The organism is Desulfovibrio sp. JC022 (assembly GCF_010470665.1).
In the GTDB taxonomy this organism is placed as follows: Bacteria; Desulfobacterota; Desulfovibrionia; order Desulfovibrionales; family Desulfovibrionaceae; genus Maridesulfovibrio.
Genome location: NZ_VOPZ01000004.1, coordinates 170,570 through 193,411 on the forward strand (window position 1 = coordinate 170,570; position 22,842 = coordinate 193,411).

Annotated in this window: 21 protein-coding genes and 1 tRNA gene; 10 read left to right on the forward strand and 12 right to left on the reverse strand. The window is 50.3% G+C overall.

What is annotated here, in order from left to right:
* Position 1: 1 nt before the first annotated feature.
* Entirely contained in the window at positions 2-427 is a 426-nt protein-coding gene (locus FMS18_RS07820; protein WP_239060984.1) for a co-chaperone YbbN, read from the reverse strand.
* Positions 428-450: 23 nt separating this feature from the next.
* Positions 451-681, reverse strand: coding sequence for a thioredoxin family protein (locus tag FMS18_RS07825; RefSeq protein WP_163293193.1), 231 nt, complete (start codon positions 679-681; stop codon positions 451-453).
* A gap of 241 nt (positions 682-922) precedes the next feature.
* On the opposite strand from FMS18_RS07825, the gene FMS18_RS07830 reads away from it, so the two are divergent.
* A complete protein-coding gene (locus FMS18_RS07830; RefSeq protein WP_163293194.1) occupies positions 923-2,209 on the forward strand; it encodes a dicarboxylate/amino acid:cation symporter in 1,287 nt (428 codons plus the stop codon).
* A gap of 79 nt (positions 2,210-2,288) precedes the next feature.
* Here FMS18_RS07830 and FMS18_RS07835 read toward each other — a convergent pair whose 3' ends face one another.
* The 5 genes from FMS18_RS07835 to FMS18_RS07855 all read right to left on the reverse strand — a co-directional run bounded on the left by FMS18_RS07835 (position 2,289) and on the right by FMS18_RS07855 (position 7,476).
* Complete coding sequence (locus FMS18_RS07835; protein WP_163293195.1) at positions 2,289-3,116, reverse strand: glycerophosphodiester phosphodiesterase family protein; 828 nt, start codon at positions 3,114-3,116, stop codon at positions 2,289-2,291.
* A gap of 11 nt (positions 3,117-3,127) precedes the next feature.
* The gene (locus FMS18_RS07840; protein ID WP_163293196.1) at positions 3,128-3,907 is read right to left on the reverse strand and encodes an amino acid ABC transporter ATP-binding protein; all 780 of its coding nucleotides are present in this window, start codon (positions 3,905-3,907) and stop codon (positions 3,128-3,130) included.
* Between the two features lie 12 nt (positions 3,908-3,919).
* Positions 3,920-5,008 carry an amino acid ABC transporter permease gene (locus tag FMS18_RS07845; RefSeq protein ID WP_163293197.1) on the reverse strand — a complete coding sequence of 363 codons (1,089 nt, stop codon included), beginning with the start codon at positions 5,006-5,008 and terminating at the stop codon, positions 3,920-3,922.
* Between the two features lie 2 nt (positions 5,009-5,010).
* Positions 5,011-6,390: an amino acid ABC transporter permease gene (locus FMS18_RS07850; protein ID WP_163293198.1), complete on the reverse strand. Its 1,380-nt coding sequence runs from the start codon at positions 6,388-6,390 to the stop codon at positions 5,011-5,013.
* Positions 6,391-6,465: 75 nt separating this feature from the next.
* Complete coding sequence (locus FMS18_RS07855) at positions 6,466-7,476, reverse strand: amino acid ABC transporter substrate-binding protein (protein WP_163293199.1); 1,011 nt, start codon at positions 7,474-7,476, stop codon at positions 6,466-6,468.
* A gap of 299 nt (positions 7,477-7,775) precedes the next feature.
* Between FMS18_RS07855 and FMS18_RS07860 the strand changes: the two genes are divergently transcribed.
* Positions 7,776-8,489 (forward strand): GntR family transcriptional regulator, encoded by a 714-nt coding sequence (locus FMS18_RS07860; protein ID WP_163293200.1) that lies wholly within the window; start codon positions 7,776-7,778, stop codon positions 8,487-8,489.
* 74 nt (positions 8,490-8,563) lie between these two features.
* On the opposite strand, the gene FMS18_RS07865 is transcribed toward FMS18_RS07860, so the two are convergent.
* A complete protein-coding gene (locus FMS18_RS07865) occupies positions 8,564-8,941 on the reverse strand; it encodes a hypothetical protein (RefSeq protein ID WP_163293201.1) in 378 nt (125 codons plus the stop codon).
* A 138-nt stretch (positions 8,942-9,079) separates the two neighbouring features.
* Between FMS18_RS07865 and FMS18_RS07870 the strand changes: the two genes are divergently transcribed.
* Positions 9,080-10,303 carry an ROK family transcriptional regulator gene (locus tag FMS18_RS07870; RefSeq protein WP_163293202.1) on the forward strand — a complete coding sequence of 408 codons (1,224 nt, stop codon included), beginning with the start codon at positions 9,080-9,082 and terminating at the stop codon, positions 10,301-10,303.
* Here the strand turns inward: FMS18_RS07870 and ptsP are convergent, their stop codons facing one another.
* The 3 genes from ptsP to nagE form a co-directional block, all read right to left on the reverse strand.
* The gene (ptsP, locus tag FMS18_RS07875; protein WP_163293203.1) at positions 10,304-12,016 is read right to left on the reverse strand and encodes a phosphoenolpyruvate--protein phosphotransferase; all 1,713 of its coding nucleotides are present in this window, start codon (positions 12,014-12,016) and stop codon (positions 10,304-10,306) included.
* 39 nt (positions 12,017-12,055) lie between these two features.
* Positions 12,056-12,313: an HPr family phosphocarrier protein gene (locus FMS18_RS07880; RefSeq protein WP_163293204.1), complete on the reverse strand. Its 258-nt coding sequence runs from the start codon at positions 12,311-12,313 to the stop codon at positions 12,056-12,058.
* Between the two features lie 64 nt (positions 12,314-12,377).
* Positions 12,378-14,237: an N-acetylglucosamine-specific PTS transporter subunit IIBC gene (gene nagE / locus FMS18_RS20660; protein ID WP_163293205.1), complete on the reverse strand. Its 1,860-nt coding sequence runs from the start codon at positions 14,235-14,237 to the stop codon at positions 12,378-12,380.
* Positions 14,238-14,465: 228 nt separating this feature from the next.
* Between nagE and nagB the strand changes: the two genes are divergently transcribed.
* On the forward strand, positions 14,466-15,263 hold the full coding sequence (nagB, locus tag FMS18_RS07890) for a glucosamine-6-phosphate deaminase (protein WP_163293206.1): 798 nt from the start codon (positions 14,466-14,468) through the stop codon (positions 15,261-15,263).
* An 8-nt stretch (positions 15,264-15,271) separates the two neighbouring features.
* A complete protein-coding gene (gene nagA, locus FMS18_RS07895) occupies positions 15,272-16,432 on the forward strand; it encodes an N-acetylglucosamine-6-phosphate deacetylase (protein WP_163293207.1) in 1,161 nt (386 codons plus the stop codon).
* Here the strand turns inward: nagA and FMS18_RS07900 are convergent.
* A complete protein-coding gene (locus tag FMS18_RS07900; protein ID WP_163293208.1) occupies positions 16,401-18,386 on the reverse strand; it encodes a DUF3365 domain-containing protein in 1,986 nt (661 codons plus the stop codon). The two genes, nagA and FMS18_RS07900, sit on opposite strands and share 32 nt — an antisense overlap.
* A 220-nt stretch (positions 18,387-18,606) precedes the next feature.
* Between FMS18_RS07900 and FMS18_RS07905 the strand changes: the two genes are divergently transcribed.
* The 5 genes from FMS18_RS07905 to FMS18_RS07925 all read left to right on the forward strand — a co-directional run bounded on the left by FMS18_RS07905 (position 18,607) and on the right by FMS18_RS07925 (position 22,790).
* Positions 18,607-20,055 carry a DegQ family serine endoprotease gene (locus FMS18_RS07905; protein ID WP_163293209.1) on the forward strand — a complete coding sequence of 483 codons (1,449 nt, stop codon included), beginning with the start codon at positions 18,607-18,609 and terminating at the stop codon, positions 20,053-20,055.
* A gap of 94 nt (positions 20,056-20,149) precedes the next feature.
* Entirely contained in the window at positions 20,150-21,022 is an 873-nt protein-coding gene (gene ispE / locus FMS18_RS07910) for a 4-(cytidine 5'-diphospho)-2-C-methyl-D-erythritol kinase (RefSeq protein WP_163293210.1), read from the forward strand.
* Between the two features lie 35 nt (positions 21,023-21,057).
* A tRNA-Gln gene (locus FMS18_RS07915) sits at positions 21,058-21,133 on the forward strand.
* 40 nt (positions 21,134-21,173) lie between these two features.
* On the forward strand, positions 21,174-22,118 hold the full coding sequence (locus FMS18_RS07920; RefSeq protein ID WP_163293211.1) for a ribose-phosphate pyrophosphokinase: 945 nt from the start codon (positions 21,174-21,176) through the stop codon (positions 22,116-22,118).
* 66 nt (positions 22,119-22,184) lie between these two features.
* A complete protein-coding gene (locus FMS18_RS07925; protein ID WP_163293212.1) occupies positions 22,185-22,790 on the forward strand; it encodes a 50S ribosomal protein L25 in 606 nt (201 codons plus the stop codon).
* Positions 22,791-22,842: the final 52 nt, after the last annotated feature.

Consider the following 22,842-nt stretch of genomic DNA (forward strand, 5'->3'; position numbering starts at 1 on the left):
CCTACTTCACGCCCAGTTCGCTAAACTTCGCTTCAATACTTGCTTTGTCCAGAAAACCCACATGGCGATATCGTTCATTTCCCTGCGCATCATAAAAAATCTGGGTGGGAATTGTGCGGATGCCATACTTAGCAGCCTCCTCGCGGTGTTCCCAGACATCTATGAAGGCAACTGCCGCACGTCCATCATATTTTTTTGACAACTCTTCGATCACCGGGGTCATCATCTTACAGGGAATACAGGCATGAGCCCCGATATCCACCATAGTTACCATTCCCTTAATCGGCAGCTCATGCGGTTTACCGGAAATTAACTCAGCTGTTGTGGGAGCTTTTTCCCCGGAATCGTCAGCTGTTGCCGGGCCAACAATGAAGCACATTCCCGCAACCATCAGGCACCCCAGCAATGCAACGGTTCGATTTAACATCCCCCTACAATCCCGCTTCTGTTTTATTTCAACCACTTGAGCACCTCTTTTTTACTGGGAGCCTTACCGGAAACTTTCACTTCACCATCAATAACAACAGCAGGGGTGGAAAAAACACCCATCATTGCTATTTCCTGAAAATCGCTAACCTTGATGACTTCCGCCTCGATGCCACTTTCTGCGACGGCTTCCCTTACGTTCTGTTCAGCTTTAGCGCACTTGGGGCAGCCGGGTCCGAGAACCTGAATTTTCATTATTCACTCCTTTTATTTATTTGGCGATATTGCCAAATATAAAACATGTCAAGTAGGGGGACTTTATTCGATCGCAAATCACCCCAATCCCGCCAACCTTGCGAAGAAGACCAAGAACTGCTATCAAACCCTTCTCTTTTTCGGATTTCTCATAAAATCCCATACATTTTTTCGATTAATTAAATTTTATTAATCTGAAAATCCTATTCGAGCACACTCTTAACTAACATCAGGAGGGAAGATGTTTTCTTGGTACTTCAAAAGTAACCTGTTGATTCGTATTATTATTGGCCTTGTTTTAGGGGCAATTGCAGGGCTTATTTTAGGACCTGAAGCCAAAATTTTCTCACCGCTGGGAGATATTCTGGTCCGCTCATTAAAAATGATCGTCATGCCTGTAATCGTCTCCACCATCATTGTGGGCGCAGGCAGTGTAAAACCAAGTCAGCTCGGTAAGGTCGGCGCGAAGTGTATGGGCTTTTACATGCTGACCACCGGATTCGCAGTTGCCATCGGCCTCTTTTTCGGAAACATCCTCCAGCCCGGCAACGGCCTTGAACTGGCCGCAGAAGGTGCTACTCTCAAGGTAGCAGCTCCCAAAGCAACTTCCTTTCTCGATATCCTGATCAACATCATTCCCAAGAACCCCTTTGCAGCGATTACTACCGGTGATGTTCTCTCAACCATCTTTTTCTGCATCATCACAGGTATTGCCATCTCCATTCTGCGCCACAGCGAAGACGCACGCATCAAGAATGCCGGGGATTCCCTCTTTTACCTCTTTGAAGGCCTTGCCGAGGTCATGTACATCATCATTGACTGGGTGCTGCAATACGTTCCCATCGGCGTATTCGCGCTGATCGCCGTTGTTTTCGGTGCTCAGGGTTCTAAGGCTTTCGGCCCGCTGGGCGTAGTTGTTATCGCCACCTATCTTGCTTTTGCCTGCCACATATTCTTTATCTACGGCGGCGGACTTCTGCTCTTCGGCGTTAACCCGATGAGCTTCTTCAAAAAGGTAAAAACCGCTTCCATTGCCGCATTTGTCACCAGATCCAGCAGCGGCGTACTGCCCATCAGCATGGAAACTGCTGACAAGGAACTGGGCGTGGATAAGAGCATCTATTCTTTCTCCCTGCCGCTGGGCGCAACCATCAACATGGATGGAACCGCTATTTATCAGGGCGTATGTGCCCTGTTCATCGGTTATGCCATTGGCGAACCCCTGACCGCCAGCCAGCAGATCACCGTCATCGGAACCACTGTACTGGCATCGCTGGGAACTGCCGGTATTCCCGGAGCAGGCGCAATCATGCTCATGATCGTGCTTAACTCCGTAGGTCTGGAAGTTACAGCCGGATCACCCACCGCGCTGGCTTACGCCATGATCTTCGGCATTGACGCCCTGCTCGACATGGGCCGCACCTGCACCAACGTTACCGGTGACCTTGCCGTAACCTGTGCTGTAGCCAACAGCGAAAATGAACTTGATCAAGAATACTGGGAACCCAGTAAGGCTGCACAGCAGTAAAATTCATTTACCCATACCCAAAAAAGAAGGCCGACTCCATCTGGAATCGGCCTTCTTTTTTGATTTCAATTGCAATAACTCAAATATTCTGCGGATAGTCAGTGACCAAACCAGTCACGCCCCATTTGGTAAGCCGCTGCATATCCTCCACTTCATTTACAGTGTAAGGATTAACAGCCACCCCGGCTTCGCGCACGGCTTTGACCTTCTCTTCGGTGAGAAAACGGAATCCCGGATGCCATGCATCAGCCCCGGCCTTACGGGCGGCTTCAAGGGGATCTCCATCGAAATTATGCTCCGTCAGCACCCCGGTCAGAATGTGCGGAGCAATTTCTTTGCTTCTGCGCACATAATCGTGGTTGAAAGAAGAAACCACCACCTGATCATCCATGGACTGCTCCCGGATAATTCCAAGCACTTTTTCCACAATCTTTCCACCAAGTGAACCGGGAACCGCCTTACTGAGATCCTTGATCTCCACATTGATCCACATATCCAGTTCCCTGCTTAACTTCAGGGCCTCAACAAGGGTGGGGATACGCAAATCATCAGGCAGATTCTCAGGCAGATCCCGCCAAGGCTGCCTTTTGTATTTGGGCGGGCAGAAACGGCGCGGAAAAACATTAGCACTGAGCTGCTTAATTTCCTCAAGGGCAAACCTCCACGGCAAAGCAGGAGGATTGACAGCAAACACAGGATGGACACTGGCATTGGTGGAGCGTAGCAGATTCAAATCATGGAGGAGGATAATTTCCCCGTCCTTGGTGACCTGCACATCAAGTTCCCAGCCATCCGCCCCGGCCTCTTTGGCCTTACGCACAGCCGCAAGAGTATTTTCAGGTGCAAGGGAACGCCCCCCGCGATGCGCCCAAATCAAAGGCCGCTTATTTATTAAGGATAAGGACATATTTTAAAATCCTAATGATTCAAAATCTGCTCAAGAAACATGCGGCTGCGTTCTTCCTTGGGCGCGGTAAAGAACTCCTTCACCGGGGCGTATTCCACGATCTGGCCTTTATCCATGAAGACCATGGTATCGGCCACTTCGCGGGCAAAGCCCATTTCATGGGTCACGCAGATCATGGTCATACCCTGATCGGCCAGCTCGCGCATAGCATCCAGCACTTCCTTGATCATTTCCGGGTCAAGGGCTGAAGTGGGTTCATCAAAAAGCATAATCTTGGGCTGCATGGCTAAGGCGCGGGCAATAGCTACACGCTGCTGCTGACCGCCGGAAAGCTGGCCCGGAAACTTATTGGCCTGCTCGGCAATTCCAACCCGCTCAAGATATGAATGAGCTAGATCAACGGCCTGCTTACGCGGCATATTGCGCACATGAATGGGCCCGGAAACAACATTATCAAGAATGGTCATATGCGGAAAAAGATTGAACTGCTGAAAAACCATGCCCACCTCGCGGCGAACCCGTTCAATCTGTTTCACATCATTGGTCAGCGGCGCACCGTCAACTACGATGGCCCCTTCCTGATGTTCCTCCAGTCTATTGATGGTCCGGATAAGAGTTGATTTACCCGACCCGGACGGCCCACAGATGACCACCTTTTCCTGCTGACGGATCTGAAGATTAATATCTTTAAGTACGTGAAACTGCCCGTACCATTTGTTCAAACCCTGTATATCAATCACAACCGGGCTGTCTCCCAGATGTGTAGCGGTATTTATATGTGCAGAAGTCATTATATCTCTCCTCTATTTACTTGCGGAAGGCATCTTGCGTTCAAGGTATTGACTGTAGCTGGAAAGGGCGTAGCAGAGAATCCAGTACCAGAAAGCAATGAATACGTACGCTTCCTCCAGCCTGCCGAACCATTTAGGATTGGAAGTGGTGGCGAATGCAATCTGCAAAAGGTCCACCAGACCGACGATGCCCACGAGGGAAGTATCTTTCAGAATCCCGATAAAGTTGTTGACCATGGGCGGGATAACAATACGCAGAGCCTGCGGCAGGATAACCACGATGGTCTTTTTCCAATACCCCATGCCCAGCGCGTCAGCGGCTTCGTACTGACCTTTACTGATGCCCTGCAAACCGCCACGGATGTTCTCCGCAAGATACGCGGAAAAAAACATAGTGATACCAACAAGAGCACGCAGGACTTTATCCAATTCCATACCCGAAGGCAGAAATAAAGGCAGAACCACCGAGGCCATGAACAGGAGTGTAATCAGCGGCACCCCGCGGATAAGTTCAATATAGGCCACGCAAAAAGGTTTGGCGATAGGCATATCCGAAGTACGGCCCAATGCGAGCAGTACGCTAAGAGGAAATGCAGCCAGCATGGCGACAATGGAAAGCATGATGGTCAACATCAAACCGCCCCAGTAGTGGGTTCCCACCACGGGCAATCCGGTTATTCCGCCGCCGTAAACCAACGCGAAAACAACAATGGGTGAAACAAACCAAAGGACTTTAAGCCATTTGCTGCGCCGGAATGAGGCCACCAGACTGAGGCTGACCAAAATCACCACAATGCACAGAGCGATGAGCGGACGCCAGCGTTCTTCGGCCGGATAAACTCCGGTCATGAACACGGGCCACATATCACGGATGAATCCCCATGCGGCACCGGTGTGCTCCTTGGCTGCTACCGGATCAAGGGTGATGGATGCATTGGTCACCGCCCATTCCCAAAAGGGAGCGACAGCGGACCAGATGGCCCAGCAGGAAACAACGGTCAGCACTGCATTGTACCACGGGCAGAGCAGGTTCTTGCATACCCATCCGATTAGACCCACCTGGGTTGCCGGGGGTTGTCTGTCAGGAATATCTTGGGCCATGATTACCTCTCCACCAGCGCGACTTTGCTGTTGTAAATATTCATTCCAAAAGAAATCAGCAGGGAAATGCACAGGTAAACACCCATCCAGATACCGACAATCTCCACCGCCTGCCCGGACTGGTTCAGGATGGTCCCACCAATACTTACAAATTCGGGATAACCGATGGCTACGGCCAACGAACTGTTCTTGGCAATAGCCAGATATTCACTGGTCATGGGCGGAACTATAACCCGCATGGCCTGCGGCAGGATTACGATACGCATAACCTGACGCTCATTCATTGCCAGAGCGCGTGCGGCTTCCCGCTGCCCTTTGGAAACTGCTTCGATACCTGAACGGATAATCTCGGCGTTAAACGCGGAAACATATACGGTCAGTCCCACCACCAGCGCGGTAAATTCCGGGGTCATCCCGGTACCGCCCTTGAAGTTGAAACCCTTGAGAGCAGGAAAATCGAGAGTAAAAGGCTGTCCGCCAAGTAACCATGCCAACGCGGGCAGAGCGATCAGGACAGCAAGGGAAGGAAAAAGAATTTTAACAGGCACGCCTGTTTCATCGAGAATACGTCTGGCCCGTCTGCGGATCACCCAGATGGCTGCAAGGCCGATCACTACAGCAGCGCAAAAAAGCCAGGCCCCCTGCTGCGGAACCAGTGAAGGAAGGTACAACCCGCGCTTGTTGAGAATCAGCCACCCGCCCAGATCAATGGACTGGCGAACATTAGGCAGTTGCTGCAAGACAATGAAATACCAAAAAAATAATTGCAGCAACACCGGCAGGTTGCGGTTAAGTTCCACAAACCAGCGGCAGATATTGGAAAGCAGCCAGTTGGGGGAAAGACGTCCGAGGGCAACCAGCAGCCCGAGTATTGTTGAAGCGACACAGCCGATGACCGTGACTTTCAAGGTATTGCCCAGCCCGGTTAAAAGGGCCATGAAATAACTCGAAGATTCAGTGTAGTGCGCAATCTCAACACTGTCCCGGAAAATGTACAATGTCAGCATGGGCAAGCCGATGCTGAAAAGCAGGCAGACTGAAAGCCATGTACTGTTCATGGGCCTTTCAGACTTGCTCTTCAAATGACGGGAAATAAGTTGCGAAACAACAAGTCCGGTAACAAGACTGAGCAGAAACCAGAGCAATCCGCCCTGCGGAAGAGGAATCCCGGTCACCTCGCCGATGCGAAAGCCTGCCTCATTCCCGAGAAAACCGAAACCGGAACTGATCCCACGGGTTTCCAGATTAGCCAACGTATTCCTGTATACAGACACGGCCAGCCAGAGAAAAGCCCCGACCATACAGAGCTGGAACATCCATGCTCTTCCCTGCGGACTGCGCCAGAAAGGAACCTTATCCTGCGGTGCTAAACGTTCGGACATAAATAAACCTTTTTATTAATAATAAAAAAACGCGCCGGGAAAATTCCCGGCGCGGATAATTACGTTTTTAACGACCTAGCGGAAAGGCGGTGCGTAGATGAGTCCGCCTTTGTTCCACTGCTGGTTGAGTCCGCGCTCCATGCGCAGGGGAGTTTTGGGTCCGAGGTTACGGTCAAAAATTTCACCGTAGTTACCAACGGTCTTGATGATGCGTACGGGTGCGCCTTTATCAAGGCCGAGATCGGTCCACAGGGAACCGGTTTTGCCCAGCATGCGCTGAACTTCAGGGTCTTTGCTCTTAGCGTACATTTCTTCAACATTTGCCTGAGTAACACCCTTTTCTTCAGCAGCCATGGTCAGCCAGATTGTCCAGCGGACAATGTCGGACCACTGGTTGTCGCCGTGGCGTACAACAGGACCGAGGGGTTCCTTGGAGATCACTTCGGAAAGAATAATGTGATCTTCGGGCTTTTCCATCAGGGAACGCTGAGCAGCAAGGCCGGAAACGTCGGTGGTGTGAACGTCACAACGGCCGGTGTCGTAAGCTTTACGAACGTCAGGCTGTTTGTCAAAAACAACGGGAGTGAAGCTCATGCCGTTTTTACGGAAAAAGTCGGAAATGTTCAGTTCGGTGGTGGAACCGGTCTGCAAACAAACAGTTGCGCCGTCCAGTTCCTTGGCATCTTTGATACCGAGTTCCTTACGGACCATCATACCCTGACCGTCATAAAGAGTGGTCACGGTAAAATCGAGACCGAGCTTAACGTCACGGCTCATGGTATGGGTGGTGGTGCGGGAGAGAAGATCAATTTCACCGGACTGCAAAGCGGGCAGACGCTCTTTGGAAGTGAGCGGGGTGTATTTGACTTCAGAAACATCAACGGCAGCGGCAACTGCGCGGATGAAATCAACGTCAAAACCAACACGCTTACCGTTGCTGTCCAGAGCGGAAAAACCGGGGTTTTCAATGTGGGTTCCGGCTTTGAGAAAACCGTCTTTCTTAACGTTTTCCAAAGTTCCGGCCTGGGCAATTGATGCCATGGCCACAATCAACAGACAAATGAAAGAAGTACGAAAAAGAGCCATTTAACTACCTCCACCCTCAAAACTTCACAACGCAACATTGTGAGGGAATTCCAGTCCGTATAACAAATAATACGGCTTTGCGCTGCATAGATATTGCTGACCACCAGCCGCGGAAACATTCACTTCCGCCACCGGAATCAGTCATCCTAGTAACTCACTGTATGCACCCTTAATACACACTTGCCAAGAACAGCTCAACTGGTTTAAACCAGATTTTATAAAAAAAGTTTCAAATACGTGGAGACTCAGTATAAATCTTGTGCCAGTTTAACGGCAAAACCTCTAACACCAACCGAGCCATGGAAAAAAAACGTTACTACGAGATAGTCCGCGATCTGATCCTGCAACGCCTTGCCTCCGGAGAACTAAAACCGGGAGATAAACTGCCCTCTGAAAGGACTCTCTGCGCTGATTTATCTCTGAACAGAAACACAATCCGCCATGCCCTGCTGAAACTGCAACGTGACGGAAAAATTTTCAGGCTGGAAAGAAAAGGCTGGTATGTGAACCCCATCCGCATGGTTTACAACCCGGCAGACCACGTTAACTTCGCCCAACTTGCCACATCGCAGGGCCGCAAAGCAGAATGGACCACTGAAGATAACGGAATAATTACGATCGAAGACACTATGGAAACATATACTAACGAGGGTTTTCCGGCCGGGACAAAAGTCTATTCCATGGAGAACACCTTCTTCATAGATGGTCAGCCAGTAGCCCGGACCCTAAACTATCTAAATGCGGAAAAACTGGAAGGGATTATCCCCAAGACTACCGACCGGGCCATGACGCAGGTAGTAGAAGAAGATTACGGTTTAAGTCTCAAACAGCGAAATCTGCTGATCAGGCCGCTGCTGCTGCCACGGGACGTGACCTCAAATCTGGGTATCCCGCACGGCTCTCCGGGAATCTACGTTAGACGAATCAAGACAGACGGCAAAGACACAGTACTCACCGTGGAGCATGAATATTGGCGTTTCGATGCCATTGAACTGCGCGTGGACCAGATATAATTTTCTACCAACGCAAACAGGCCCGCAGCTTCTGAGAAACTGCGGGCCTGTTTGCGTTTTAAAATTCTCAAACTTTAACCGTCAGCCGCGGCATGCTCTTCCATAACCGCAAGCAACTGTCCGGTCTTCTCAGCCTCTTCAGGCATACCCATTTCCGTAAATCCCCGAAAAGATTCACGCACAACTGCAAGGCCGTCTTCACGGTTACCGGAAACAAAAAGTAACTGCCCAAGCAACTCCCCGGCAAAACAATGCCCTTTTGATTCACCCAGTTTCTGAAAACGCGAGTACGCTTCCATAAGCATAAGTAGAGCCTGTTCCTGATTCCCTTCAGAAATTTCAAGCTTTGCCAATTCATAAAGAATTGCGGCTTTCCCTTTTGAATCTCCACTCTCTTCGCATTCCTTAAGCTTCTTTTCGTATTCCGCTCTTAATTCTGATGACTGTTCCATATATTCTCCAAAATTATTTTTAAACTGAACGCTAAAACTATTAACGGTTTTTAGAAAGGTCAAGACACTGCCCTATCTTGCTGAAAACACACATATCCTGTAGCTGAAATATAAAGAACATAACATCGGAGCCATAAAATGCGCGCTGCCAACAGGGACATGATGCGGGCCATCAACCGCTGCAACATCCTCAGAACCATCAGGATGGGCGGTTGTATTTCCAGAAAAGATATTGCCGGGCAGACCGGACTGAGCCTTGCCACGGTAACAGGCATCACCGCCGAATTCATCAAAGAAGGAATCGTTTACGAAAAAGAGGCGGTATCCTCCACATCGGGCCGCCCTCCGGTGCTGCTGGCCTTGAATCCGGACGGCGCATTTGTGGCCGGAGCCTATATTTCAGCCGATAAAATCAGCGTGGTCATCATCAATCTTGAGGCCAAGGTGGTGGGATCACATTTTGTGCGCGTAACTCCGGGCATAAATTCACCGCAGGAAATCATCGAACTGCTTGCTGAAGCCATAAAGACCTGCCGACTTAACAATGGTTTCATTCCTGACGATATTGTGGGGCTGGGTCTGGGCATCCCCGGTCTGGTCAACCACCGAGAGGGGCTCATCCACTTTCATCCCGGATTCAATCGCGGCGCGGGCTGGGAAGACGTACCCTTCAGCAGCCTTGTGGAGCAGGAAACCGGATTCCAGACATTCATTGAAAACAGCTCCAACACCCTTGCTATTTACGAGCAATGGTTCGGAGATGCACGCGGCTGCGAGAATTTCTTTGTGGTCACCCTTGAACACGGCATCGGGCTGGGGCTGATCGTCAACGGCAGGCTGGTCCGCGGCTGGAAAGGCATGGCTGGGGAACTGGGCCATGTAAGCTGCTACCAGAACGAACAGCCGTGCAGGTGCGGATTGAGCGGCTGCCTTGAGGCTGTCGGCTCAAATTTCTCTATTTTGCGCGATGCAAAACAACTAGCTCAAAAAAACGTATGGCACCCCGCAAATCCTGAAAAAATCAAGATAGAAGACGTCATTGATGCAGCCAAACAGGGACACCCGGAATTACAAAATATTTTTACTCAGGCCGGGACCGTACTGGGCAGGCGTATTTCAGATTTGACCCGTGTGCTTGACCCGGAAAAAGTTATCATCACCGGAAAAAGCTATCTGGCCAAAGATATGCTTTTCGCGCCCCTGAACAAAGCCATGGAAAGCCGGGCCTGCGAAGTTTTCGGACAGATACCGGAACTGGTCATCCGTCCATGGAAAGAAGAAAACTACGCCCGCGGGGCAGGAGCACTGGTACTGGAAAAACTGCACCAGAGCTGCGCCATCCCCGAGGACTTGTACGAATAGTTAAGAAAGATACTTTTCCAGCTTGGCCCGCACTTCATCCGCTGTGGCAAGGGCCAGCACCTTGCGCGCAAGCTCACGCAGTTCTGCACGGCTGTGTTTGCGGATGGCACTTTTAACCCGTGGGATATGAACCGGACTCATGGAGAGTTCTTCCACCCCAAGGCCGATCAAGAGCAGAGAGGAAAGCACATCCCCGGCCATCTGCCCGCAAACGCAGACGGGTTTTCCCTCTTCACGGGCGGCGTCAGTGGCCTGCTTGATGGACATGAGCACTGCTGGTGAAAGCTGCTCAAACAAATCGGCAATGCGTTCATTCTGGCGGTCTACCGCAAGAGTATACTGGGTCAGGTCATTGGTACCTATACTGAAAAAATCCGTCTCCCGGATCAGGTGCGGAGCAAGGAACACCGCCGCCGGAGTCTCGATCATCACCCCCACGGGAAGTTTGTCCGCATGGGAAATCCCGTCATGCTCAAGAGAAGCTTTTGCTTCAGCCAGAAATTCCTTAAACCTGCGCACTTCATCAAGTGATGAAATCATGGGAATCAGGATACGCACATCCCCGTGCACCCCGGCCCGCAGCAAGGCCCGCAACTGCTTGACCAATAATCCGGGACGCTCAAAACAAAGCCGTATACCCCGGCAGCCAAGAAATGGATTGGCCTCTTCAGGCAGGGCCAGATAAGGCAGATCCTTATCTCCGCCCACATCAAGAGTACGGATAACCACAGGCCTGCCCTGCATATCATCCACCACGGACTTAAAAGCCTGATACTGCTCTTCTTCATCCGGGGATTCACTTTTTTCCATGAACAAAAATTCAACCCGGTACAGTCCCACGCCCTGAGCACCTTTGGACACAGCCGGACCGCTTTCAGAAGGGGAACCGATATTGGCTGCCAGCTTGATCTCCACTCCATCCGTGGTTACGGCGGGTAGTTCACGAAGCTCCTCAAGCTGTTTGCGTTCAATCCGATATTGCTCCTGCTGATACTTAATCTGATCCAGCTGCGATGAAGTGGGATTCACCAGAATGCGGTTATGCTCGGCGTCAAGGCCGACCATCTCCCCATCTTTGATCAGGGAGGTGGCACCGTCCGCAGCCACAATGGCCGGAATTTCCATGGATGCAGCCATGATGGCGGTATGCGAAGTGCGGTTGCCCTTTTCGGTGATAATGCCTTTGACCTTGGAGGTATCAAGAGTCGCAGTCTGGGAAGGAGTAAGATCTTCGGCCACGAGGATCACTTCATTATCGATAAGCTCCAAACCCTGCGGAGAAATTCCCAGACAGTTCAGCACCAGACGATGCCCGAGGTCGCGGATATCGGCGGCACGGGCGCGCAAATATTCATCCTCCAGCTCTTCCATGGCGGCGGCGTGTTCATTGACCACATCCTCCACTGCTGCCGGGGCGGGGAAACGCTGTTCGCGTATTTTTTCAATCACCGCTTCGGAAAACTCTTCGTCTTCCACCAGCATGAGATGGCCTTCAAAGATTGCGGCCTTATCGGCACCGAGCTTCTTTTCCACCTGCGCGGCAATATTGGCCAGCTGGGCTGCGGACTTCTCCACTGCACCTTTGAACCGTTCAATTTCCAGATCTGTCGCGCCGGGAGCAACAGCTGCCCGATCAAAAGCCACATCCTCATTTTTCACCACCAGCGCAGATGCAAGGGCCACTCCGGGAGAAACAGCAATTCCGCCAACCATAGCAAAAACCTCCGCAAACCTTTTCAGGTTAATTCGCGGTTATTTGAGTGAACTTAAAAATTCAGCAAGATTCTTAACAGCTTCCTGTTCATCACTGCCGGAAGCCTCAATGTGCAATTCAGCACCCTTGACCAGTTCCAGCAATTGCAGCTTGAAAAGGCTCTTGGCACTGGCGGATTTGCCGCCCACAGTGACTTTGATGTCGGACTCATAGCCCTTGGCAAGCTTGACAAATTCGGATGCGGGACGGACGTGCAGACCGTCTTCCGCTGTGATGGTAATTGTTTTCTCAGCCATTTCTTTATCCTTTTTTCTTATTCAATCCGGCCCCGGCAAAATGCCGGGACCGGAATTTTAACGGCTATTTTTTCTTCAGGGTCAGGATCGGAACACCGATTGAAACTTTACCTGCGGACTTGGTCATAGCAGTAAACTCATCAGCATTGCTGACCACAACCGGGGTAATCACCGAGCTGGCCTTTTCTTTAAGCAGCTTAAGGTCAAAGCGAATTACCGGATCACCCTTTTTAACGGTTGCACCCTCTTCAGCCACACGGGTGAACCCTTCCCCTTTGAGGGAGACGGTATCAATACCGAAATGGACAAAGAGTTCAACCCCGTCTTCGGTCTCCATGCTGAATGCATGGTTGGTCTTGAAGATCTTACCAATTACACCGTCAGCAGGTGCGCACATTATATCACCGGAAGGAATGATCGCCACACCGTCCCCCACAGCCTTGTCAGCGAAAACCGGGTCCGGGGTCTCTTCAATGGGAATGATTTCACCTTCGATAGGAGCGTAAAGAGTGATTGCGTCTCCTGCGGAGAGTTCACTCTCTTCACGCTGCATACCGCCCATGGCCATGGCGACCAGTTCAGCCTGAGTACCCAGAATTACCTGAACGCCCTTTTCACCGACCCGCACAACGCCCTTGGCACCGCAACGCTTGAGACCGTCTTCATTAATAATGGAGGGGTCCTTTACTTCAAGGCGGAGTCTGGTGATGCAGGAATCAATGTTGACGAGGTTTGCAGGGCCGCCAAGCTCACGGATGCAGGATTGAGCCAGATTAAGGGTGTCTTCATCGGAAACATCAACCGGAACAAGTGCATCATCTTCTTCGCGTCCGGGAGTCTTGAGATCAAAGAACCTGATGGCGAAAACAAAAAGGAAGTAATAAATAACAAAGAATACGCCGCCAAGGGCCAGTCCCATCAGGGGATTGGTGGCAAGACCGTAGTTCAGTACATAATCAATAGCCCCGGCGGAAAACCCGAAGCCGAGCTTAATATTAAAGATCGAACACAGTGCGAGTGAAACCCCGGTCAGCAGTGCGTGCACAGCGTAGAGTGCCGGAGCAATAAACATGAACATGTATTCGATAGGCTCGGTAACCCCGGTCAAAAAGGCTGTGAAGGCAACCGAAAAAAGAATACCACCGATCATGGCCCTGTTTTCAGGCTTGGCAGTGCGGTAGATTGCCAGAGCTGCTGCGGGCAGTCCGAACATCATAATCGGAAAAAAACCGGACATGAATCCACCGGCAGTGGGGTCTCCGGCAAAAAACCTGTGCAGGTCGCCGTGCACAACCTGCCCGGCAGCATTGGTGAAATCACCAAACTGAAACCAGACAATATTGTTCATGATATGATGCAGTCCGGTGGGGATGAGCAGTCTGTTCATGGTGCCGTAAACAAAGGTTCCCACCGGGCCGGAACCGATTACCCAGTTGGCGATGGCATCAATGACGCCCTGAATGGGAGGCCATGCAAAACTGAAAACATACGCCAATACCAGCGCACAACCGGAGGTGACGATAGGTACAAACCTCCGTCCCCCGAAGAAGGCCAGCCATTCCACAAGTTTTATATTGTAATAACGGTTGTAGAGCAGTCCGGCAGTAATACCCATGATGATCCCGGAAAGGACTCCCATATTGATGTCTTTATTCAAACTGCCGATAGCGGCGGTGAAGACAAGATAACCGATACCCCCGGCCAGTGCGGAAGCCCCGGCATTATCCTTGGAAAGACCTACAGCAACACCGATGGCAAAAATCAACGGCAGATTGGAAAAAATCGCATCCCCGGCCTTAAAAATAAATGGAATATCAAGCAAGTCACCGGCCCCCAGACGCAGCATCAGAGCCGCAACCGGCAGCACAGCGATGGGCAGCATCAATGAGCGGCCCAGCTTCTGCAATCCTTCCAGAATCCTCATAACATCACTCCTGGCAAATTGTTGATTATTCCGGGCACGGCTTCCCTGTAGTCCACGCCCGTCATCCCTCTAATACTTGAATCCTGATTTGCACAATACTGTCTAGCAACTTCCATCTCAACTTTATTTAATTTTTTTAATCAGCAAAAAAAGTATAATGAGTTGATTTCTTCCCCTCAAAATGAATAATTTCGCATTAAAGGAAAGTTTTAATGCATGGAGGAAAGCATGAGACTCGTTCCGTTAAAAACCGATCCGGGCTGGTGGACCGCCCATTACATCGCAAGGAAAATCAATTTTTTTTCCCCGAATAAAAGAAAGCCCTTCGTGCTAGGCCTTCCAACCGGAGGGACCCCTGTAAGTATGTATAAAGAGCTGATAAACCTGCACCGCGCCGGGAAAGTCAGCTTTGAACATGTGGTGACATTCAATATGGATGAATACGTTGGGCTGCCCGAAGATCATCCTCAGAGTTACCACTATTACATGTATGAAAATTTCTTCAACCATATTGATATCCCGCAGGAAAACATCAACCTGCTGGACGGTAACGCTCCCGATCCCGAAGCGCAGTGCGAAGCCTACGAACAGAAAATAAAAAATTACGGCGGAGTGCATATCTTCGTCGGCGGTGTGGGAACTGACGGACATATTGCTTTTAACGAACCGGCCTCCTCTCTTTCCTCCCGCACACGAATCAAGACCCTGACCGTTGAAACCCGTATGGGTAATTCCCGCTTTTTTAATAATGACATGGAAGCTGTGCCCAAGTTCGCCCTCACCGTGGGAGTAGGAACCCTGCTTGATTCAAGGGAAGTAATCATCCTTGCATCCGGCCTGAATAAAGCTCTGGCCGTATCATATGCAGTGGAACACGGAGTGAACCACCTCTGGACAATCTCAGCCCTGCAACTGCACCGCAAAGGTATCCTTGTCTGTGATGAGGATGCAACCATGGAACTAAAAGTTAAGACACTTAAATATTTTAAGCAAATAGAAGCAGAGAACCTGCAAGATCCCAAATAGGCGAGAGCATGTACGCACTTATAAATTGCAAAATATATACGGGAAATGAGGTGCTGGAGAATTCAGCACTGCTCATTGAAGGGAAACGCATTCACTCAGTTGTAGCTCCGGATGATATTCCTGCGGATGCTGAGCGGATCGACCTTGAAGGATCAATCCTTGCCCCCGGATTCATCGACCTGCAACTTAACGGCTGCGGGGGCGTATTCTTTAATGACGATATTTCAGCAGAAACGCTGGACCGCATGTCACACGCAATTATCTCCACAGGCTGTACCTCTTTCCTGCCGACGCTCGTCAGCGCGCCGGAAAAAGACATGCTGAAATCCATGGAAGTAGTCCGCGAATACCGCAAGAATTCACCGGACATGGTGCTCGGCCTGCATCTTGAAGGCCCCTATCTTAGCCGCAAACGTAAAGGCATTCACAACCCGGATATGATAAAAAATCCTAATGAAAGCATCCTCCACCATATTGTGGAACTGGGACCTGAAGTGACCAGAATGTGTACCATGGCCCCGGAAGTGATTTCAGAGGAACAGGTGCAATTGCTTGAAAATGCCGGGGTAAAAGTCTCCGCAGGACATAGTGCCGCCACCTGCCCCCGTGCCCGCGAGATGTTCCGGGCCGGAATCAGTATGGCAACCCATCTGTTCAACGGCATGGAACCGATACAGGGGCGCGAACCAAGCCTTGTGGGGGCCGTATACCTAGAAAAGCCGTGGACCGGCATTATCGTGGATGGAGTGCATGTTTCATGGGACAATGTGGAACTTGCAAAAAACATCGTAGACAAAAAACTTTTCTGCATCACCGACGCAACATCCGCAGTGGTTTCCGAACAGACCGAATTCATACTCGGCAACCAGACTGTTTATGTAAAAAATGGTAAATGCGCCGCCGCAGACGGCACCATCGGCGGTTCCATGCTGACCATGGACAGAGCTGTTTACAACTGCGTGCGCCACGTGGGCATCGAACTTGATGAAGCCCTGCGCATGACCTCCCTCTACCCGGCACAGGCCATTGGTATCGACCACGAATTCGGACGCATCGAAAAAGGATACCGGGCCGATCTGGTGGCCTTGGAAACGGAATCACTAGAAGTGCGTGCGGTATTCAAAAACGGAAAACGATTTAATCCGCCCCATCATCAAAAGGAAGAATGATAGTAAACTTGGTCCCTTCTCCGGGCTTCGACTCAACTGTCATGCTGCCGTTATGCTGGTCGGCAATGATAAAATAAGAAACGGAAAGTCCCAGTCCGGTTCCCTTGCCCACTGATTTGGTAGTGTAAAACGGTTCAAAAATCCGTAACCGGGTGACTTCATCCATGCCGGGGCCGTTATCTTCAATCTCTACCACAGCCTGCCCTTTTTCTTCGAAAACCCGGCAATAAAAACAGGGCTTATCATCACCGTATTTTTTATCGGTCATGGCCTCAGCACCATTTTTGAACAAATTCAAAAATACCTGCTGCATCTCATTACCATCGCATAGAACCCGTTTCATCTGCGGCTGAAATTCACGAATTATCCTTATCTGACGAAAATCATATAGCTTTTTCAAATTGTAATCATTAGCTGCCAGATCAAGAGTTTTATCTATCAGGGTGGAAAGATCAAATAAATCCATATGCCTGTCGCTCTTACGGCTGAAGCTGAGCATATTCTCAACAATTGCAGCCGCGCGCTTGCCGCTCTCCTGAATAGATTCAAGCATCCGGTCCACTTTTCTCTTCTTCAAGTAATCCTGAACAAGTTCAAGATGAATCCCGCACTCCTGCGCTGCCTTCCGGTTGGCTTTAAGATCACCAAAAACACGTTTTTTTATGTTGTAAGCACTACCGAGTATCCCGGCCAGAGGGTTATTGATTTCATGGGCCATTCCAGCAGCCAGACCTCCGACAGACATCATTTTTTCAGACTGCACCAAAACCTGCTCCAGATTCACACGCCCAGTAACATCATCAACACGGATAACAGCCCCTTCAACGCCGTTGGCAATCAAAGGATACACCGTAATGTCCTCATAGCGTACTTCTCCGTTTTCCCTGCGCACATGCTTGGATTCACATTGCACAGTCCGAGACTGCACAGCCTTACGCACTCTTTCCATTTCATCCGCCAACCGGGGGGCGACCAGCTCTATTTTCTTACCAAGAGCCTCTTCCTTTGAAATCCCGAAATCCCGGCCCGCTCCACTATTCCACTGGGTAACAATTCCGTCAGGGGTAACCCCGATTATCTGCGAGGGCATGGAATCAATAACGTTTGAAAGATAATTGCGCAGTTTCTCCACTTCCTGCTCCGCCTGTGTGCGTATTGCAATTTCCTGTTCTAGCTTGGAAGTCCGTCTGTTGACCACTCCCCTCAATTTGGTACTGAAAAAAAGCAATCCCACCAGAGCCGCGATCCCGGAAAACAATGCCACGCCGATAATGTAGGTATCGAAAAGTTCTTTATGCAGGGGAGCCCGGATTGAAATAACCGCCCTGATAATTCCGAGTTCCTCATCATATCCCCCGGCACCCTCATATCTTTTTCGCAACTGGGACGGAGCATCTTCACGCTTGCCGTGGCAGACAAGGCAGCCCTTGTTATTTTCAAGAAAAGGTATGGAAACGTATAGATACTGGGTTCCATTGATGCTGACAATATCCCGGTATTTTTTCATTTCCCGATTTTCGTTAAACATCTTAATCAAATCGCGTTCAAGGAAATCAGCCTTATTCACTTCATTACGGGGATTATTGGCCGCCATCTTGTAATAGACTTCATCATCCCCGGCAGCACTTTTTTCCTGATTATAAAATCCGTGCATATTCCTGATGATGAAAGACGAGGAAAAAAGTTCAGGAGCGTAAAAATCTTTTTCTACCTGATTATCATCTTTATATTTGTACAAAGCAGGATGCATGATCTTCTGCACATAGTGATGCATTCCCTTATGAACTAGCAGGATTTCTTTGATCTTATCCTCAGCCTGACTGACTACGTATTGCCGGGCCACATAGAAAAGGATGACCCATACGGTCAATGTTATCAGCAAAAAAAGAACCGCGACCTTCAAGAATCTCTTTTTGCCGGAAGCAGCAAGTTTTGAATCTTGCGATGATTTCATGCGGCAGCCACCTTAATTTAGAATACGAGCACAGCGCAATATGGAAAAACCCCAGTAATATCACATTAGCTGAAATTTCTTATTAATGTCCAGCGGAAGTAAAGATATCCTGCTCCTGGTTTTATAATTTTTCCCGCACTATTTACATTTAAAAAAAGGAGCCTATACTCAATGAAGTGCCGCCTATCCCGTTTTCCGGGCGGTATTATCAGGAGGTTACATGAAATTAAAACGCTACATTGGATTACTGACTCTCATCACTGTACTCATCCTGCCCGTTTATGCTCAGGCAGACGGCCTGCCCTCTTTTGTCGATCTGGCTAAAAAGTGTGGCCCAGCTGTGGTTAACATCAATACTGTGAAAATGGTCGAAGTGGGCAACCCCATGGAAGACTTTTTCAAATTCCACGGAAAGGGCGGAAACAACCCCTTCGAGGATTTTTTCAAGCAGTTTAATAATCGCGGCAGGGGAAATGGCAAGCAACCCAAACAGAAACGTAAAACCGGTTCACTGGGTTCCGGATTCATCATCTCCAAAGACGGTTACGTGGTCACCAACAACCATGTGGTCGCTTCTGCGGATGAAATCACGATAAAGCTTCAAAATGACGGGCACGAATATCCGGCTAAAATCATCGGCCGCGACAAGGAGACCGACCTTGCGCTCTTGAAAATAGAAGTAAAAAAAGACCTGCCCTTCCTTGAATTCGCCAACTCCGAAAATGCTGAAGTAGGCGAATGGGTACTGGCTATCGGTAATCCCTTCGGTCTGGGACACACCGTGACCAAAGGAATTATCAGTGCCAAGGGCCGCATCATCGGCGCAGGCCCCTTTGATAATTTCATTCAGACCGATGCCAGCATCAACCCCGGTAACTCCGGCGGACCGCTTATCGATCTGAAAGGACGGGTCATCGGCATCAACACTGCCATCATCGCCAGCGGTCAGGGAATCGGCTTTGCCATCCCCAGCAACATGGCTGAGAACGTCATCTCCCAGCTCAAGACCGACCATAAGGTCAGCCGCGGCTGGCTTGGCGTCACCATTCAGGATGCTGATGCAAAAACCGCCAAAGCTCTCGGACTTAAGAGCGAAAAAGGCGCGCTGGTTAATTCCGTCAATCCCGGAGACCCCGCTGAGAAGGGCGGCATGAAGGTCGGTGACGTCATTCTCAAAGTTGACGGCGAAAAAATCGACGACACCAACGATCTGCTGCGCACCGTGGCAGCACTGCCCCCGGGCAAAACCGTAAGCATCAAAGTATGGCGCAAGGGACGTGAAAAGAACCTGCGTATAGTGCTTGGCGAACGTAACGGTAAGGGTGTTGTGGCTGAAGCGGAAAAGATATCTCCCAAAGCAGCGGAGGAAAACCTTGATGACCTCGGACTTGTTGTCCGCAGAGTCAACCGCAAAGCTGAAGCCCAGTCCCTCGGTCTTGACAGGCCAGAAGGTCTGCTGGTTATCGAAGTAATGCAGAGCACTCCTGCCGAAGACGCCGCCATCGCAGTAGGTGATGTGATTCTGGAAGCAAACCAGCACAAGGTTAATTCCATCAAAGATCTCCAGAAGATTATCAACACCGAAGGCAAAAAGCGCGGGCTGGTTATGCTGCTCCTGAAACGTCAGGGCCATAACATATTCCGTACTATTGAATTGAAAGACAAATAGCTCCGGCTGTTGTTGACCCTCAAAAAAATTGCCCGTCCTGAGACAGCTCAGGACGGGCTTCCTAATTCAAGCTCTTTACGTTATTAGACTGCCCATGACGAAAACAATTCTCACCGCACCGGCCAAAGTCAATCTTTACCTGAAAATTGTAGGCAAAAGGGAAGACGGCTATCACGAACTGGATACCCTTTTCCATCCTTTCCCTGCTTTATCCGATACCCTTGAGGTTACGGAAACCGGGGAAGGCTGCACCATTCATTGCGCTGATTTCGACCTTCCGGCGGAAGACAATCTTATCTACAAGGCTTGGGATAAATACGCTCAGGCTACCGGATTCCGTCCCGGCCTGCATATAGAATTGACCAAACGTACTCCCACCGGGGCCGGACTTGGCGGAGGCAGCTCCGATGCGGCCTCCATGCTCCGTTTTTTAAATACCCACCCGGACAGTCCGGGCCTCGAACACGACAAGCTGAACGCTTTGGCTGCGGGGCTTGGCGCGGATGTTCCCTTCTTTCTGCTGGACGGTCCGGCATGGGCAAAAGGAATTGGTGAAATTTTATCGCCCGCAGAGGTTGACCTTTCCGGCCTGACCGCGTTATTAGCCTGCCCGGATGTGCACGTGAATACCGTCTGGGCATACAAGGCATGGTCAACCCGTGACCAATCCACTTATTTGAAAAAAAGTGACGCCTTTAACTTGACAACGTCAGCCAGCGGTAATAATAGAACGGCCTCCCAAACGAGGGTAACTTTGTTCAATGACTTTGAAGAGGTTGTCCTTCCCGAGTTTCCCAAAATCAGGGAGACAAAGGAATACTTGTTGAAAAACGGAGCCTGCGGAGCAGTCATGAGCGGAAGCGGGGCCAGCGTGATCTCATTCTTTAAAAAAAGAGAGACAGCGCAAAAGGCTGCATCAGTCTTAAACTCGATGAAAGTCGACTCTGTTCTTCACACGTTTTCATAATTTTAATATAGTACATATTTCCACATAATATGTGCAGGGATGTCGCCAAGTTGGTAAGGCACGTGGTTTTGGTCCACGCATTCGCGGGTTCGAGTCCTGCCATCCCTGCCAAATTCATTTCTCTTCCCGAGAGGTCAAGTTGGAGACCGACATGAACGGTGAACTCAAGATTATCAGCGGCTCGTCAAATCTGGCGCTTTCAGAAGCAATCTGTGACCATCTCGGCAGCAAACTTACTCCCTGTCTGCGTGAAAAATTCAGCGATGGTGAAATCCGCATCGAGATTCAGGACAACGTGCGCGGCTGCGATGTATTCGTAGTCCAGTCCACCTGTGATCCGGTGAACTTTCACTTCATGGAGCTGTGCCTCATGCTGGACGCGCTTAAAAGAGCAAGTGCCCGCCGAGTAACCGCAGTTGTTCCCTACTACGGGTACGCAAGGCAGGACCGCAAGGTTTCCCCCCGTGCACCCATCAGTGCCAAACTCTGCGCCGATTGCCTGACCGTTGCCGGTATGCAGCGTCTGGTCACCATCGACCTGCACGCAGGCCAGATCCAAGGCTTCTTCAACCTCCCGGTAGACAACATTTATGCAGCCCCCGTCCTGCTGGACGAACTGCGCACCCGTGACGATGACATGGTCATGGTTTCCCCTGACGCAGGCGGAACCGAACGCGCAAGAGCATACGCCAAACGCCTCAATGCCGGACTGGCAATTGTGGACAAACGTCGCGACGCTCCCAACCAGGCCAAAGCAATGCACGTTATAGGTGAAGTAAAAGACAAAGTCTGCGTGGTCATGGATGACATGATCGACACCGCAGGCACCATGTGTCAGGCAGCCAAAGTCCTTATCGACCATGGCGCAAAAGACGTAATCGCCTGCGCAACCCACCCGGTTCTTTCCGGACCGGCTATCGACAGGCTGGCTGCAGCACCTTTTTCCGAGGTGATTGTAACCAACACCCTGCCTGTTCCCGAAGAAAAAATCGCTAAGAGCGGCGGCAAGATCAAAGTCAAATCCGTTGCCGGAATCCTCGCTAAATGCATTCACAACGTGCACACCGAGTCTTCCGTAAGCGTACTCTTCGTTTAATTACGCCTATTCCCACCCTCTGTCGGTCATTTCGAGCGGCAGCAGGTTAACCATAAGGAGAAAATAATGTCTGAAAAAGTAACCTTCAAAGCTGAAGTGCGTACCAAAACCGGTAAATCCGCAAACCGTCAGCTTCGTAACCAGGGTATGGTTCCCGTTGTCTTCTATTCACAGGACGGCGAAAACCTGATCCTTTCCGTTAACGAAATTGAATTCGTTAAAATGTACCGCAAAGTCGGAACCACCCGTCTGTTCAGCCTCGAGGTTGAAGGCAAGACTTACGATACCCTGATCTGGAAAATTCAGATGGACCCCGTTCGTCCCCGTCCCAACCACATCGACCTGCTCGGTGTTTCAGCTGATCGTCCTCTCAAGATCGACGTTCCCGTTGTTACCGAAGGCACTGCACCCGGTGTTAAGCTTGGTGGCCGTATGGCTATTTACCGCGAAAAGCTTACCGTTGCTTGTACCGCAGCAACCATTCCAGCTGAAATCGTCGTTAACATCGACAGCATGGAAGTTGGCGATACCGTATTCGTAAACGAAATCGAACTGCCTGGTGGCGCAAAAGTACAGCACGACAGCAACTTTGCACTCGTTCGCTGTGCCGCAGGCCGCGGTTCCTCCGGTGACGAAGAAGGCGAAGAATCAGCAGAAGCAGCTGAAGAATAAGCCGACAGCAATATATTCATTTTCGGGCCCCGGTTTATCCGGGGCCTTTGCC

Excerpts from the sequence above, each read along its gene's own strand:
- FMS18_RS07820 (WP_239060984.1), bottom strand. The coding sequence starts at position 427 with ATGTTAAATCGAACCGTTGCATTGCTGGGGTGCCTGATGGTTGCGGGA.
- FMS18_RS07825 (WP_163293193.1), bottom strand. The coding sequence starts at position 681 with ATGAAAATTCAGGTTCTCGGACCCGGCTGCCCCAAGTGCGCTAAAGCT.
- FMS18_RS07830 (WP_163293194.1), top strand. The coding sequence starts at position 923 with ATGTTTTCTTGGTACTTCAAAAGTAACCTGTTGATTCGTATTATTATT.
- FMS18_RS07835 (WP_163293195.1), bottom strand. The coding sequence starts at position 3,116 with ATGTCCTTATCCTTAATAAATAAGCGGCCTTTGATTTGGGCGCATCGC.
- FMS18_RS07840 (WP_163293196.1), bottom strand. The coding sequence starts at position 3,907 with ATGACTTCTGCACATATAAATACCGCTACACATCTGGGAGACAGCCCG.
- FMS18_RS07845 (WP_163293197.1), bottom strand. The coding sequence starts at position 5,008 with ATGGCCCAAGATATTCCTGACAGACAACCCCCGGCAACCCAGGTGGGT.
- FMS18_RS07850 (WP_163293198.1), bottom strand. The coding sequence starts at position 6,390 with ATGTCCGAACGTTTAGCACCGCAGGATAAGGTTCCTTTCTGGCGCAGT.
- FMS18_RS07855 (WP_163293199.1), bottom strand. The coding sequence starts at position 7,476 with ATGGCTCTTTTTCGTACTTCTTTCATTTGTCTGTTGATTGTGGCCATG.
- FMS18_RS07860 (WP_163293200.1), top strand. The coding sequence starts at position 7,776 with ATGGAAAAAAAACGTTACTACGAGATAGTCCGCGATCTGATCCTGCAA.
- FMS18_RS07865 (WP_163293201.1), bottom strand. The coding sequence starts at position 8,941 with ATGGAACAGTCATCAGAATTAAGAGCGGAATACGAAAAGAAGCTTAAG.
- FMS18_RS07870 (WP_163293202.1), top strand. The coding sequence starts at position 9,080 with ATGCGCGCTGCCAACAGGGACATGATGCGGGCCATCAACCGCTGCAAC.
- ptsP (WP_163293203.1), bottom strand. The coding sequence starts at position 12,016 with ATGGTTGGCGGAATTGCTGTTTCTCCCGGAGTGGCCCTTGCATCTGCG.
- FMS18_RS07880 (WP_163293204.1), bottom strand. The coding sequence starts at position 12,313 with ATGGCTGAGAAAACAATTACCATCACAGCGGAAGACGGTCTGCACGTC.
- nagE (WP_163293205.1), bottom strand. The coding sequence starts at position 14,237 with ATGAGGATTCTGGAAGGATTGCAGAAGCTGGGCCGCTCATTGATGCTG.
- nagB (WP_163293206.1), top strand. The coding sequence starts at position 14,466 with ATGAGACTCGTTCCGTTAAAAACCGATCCGGGCTGGTGGACCGCCCAT.
- nagA (WP_163293207.1), top strand. The coding sequence starts at position 15,272 with ATGTACGCACTTATAAATTGCAAAATATATACGGGAAATGAGGTGCTG.
- FMS18_RS07900 (WP_163293208.1), bottom strand. The coding sequence starts at position 18,386 with ATGAAATCATCGCAAGATTCAAAACTTGCTGCTTCCGGCAAAAAGAGA.
- FMS18_RS07905 (WP_163293209.1), top strand. The coding sequence starts at position 18,607 with ATGAAATTAAAACGCTACATTGGATTACTGACTCTCATCACTGTACTC.
- ispE (WP_163293210.1), top strand. The coding sequence starts at position 20,150 with ATGACGAAAACAATTCTCACCGCACCGGCCAAAGTCAATCTTTACCTG.
- FMS18_RS07920 (WP_163293211.1), top strand. The coding sequence starts at position 21,174 with ATGAACGGTGAACTCAAGATTATCAGCGGCTCGTCAAATCTGGCGCTT.
- FMS18_RS07925 (WP_163293212.1), top strand. The coding sequence starts at position 22,185 with ATGTCTGAAAAAGTAACCTTCAAAGCTGAAGTGCGTACCAAAACCGGT.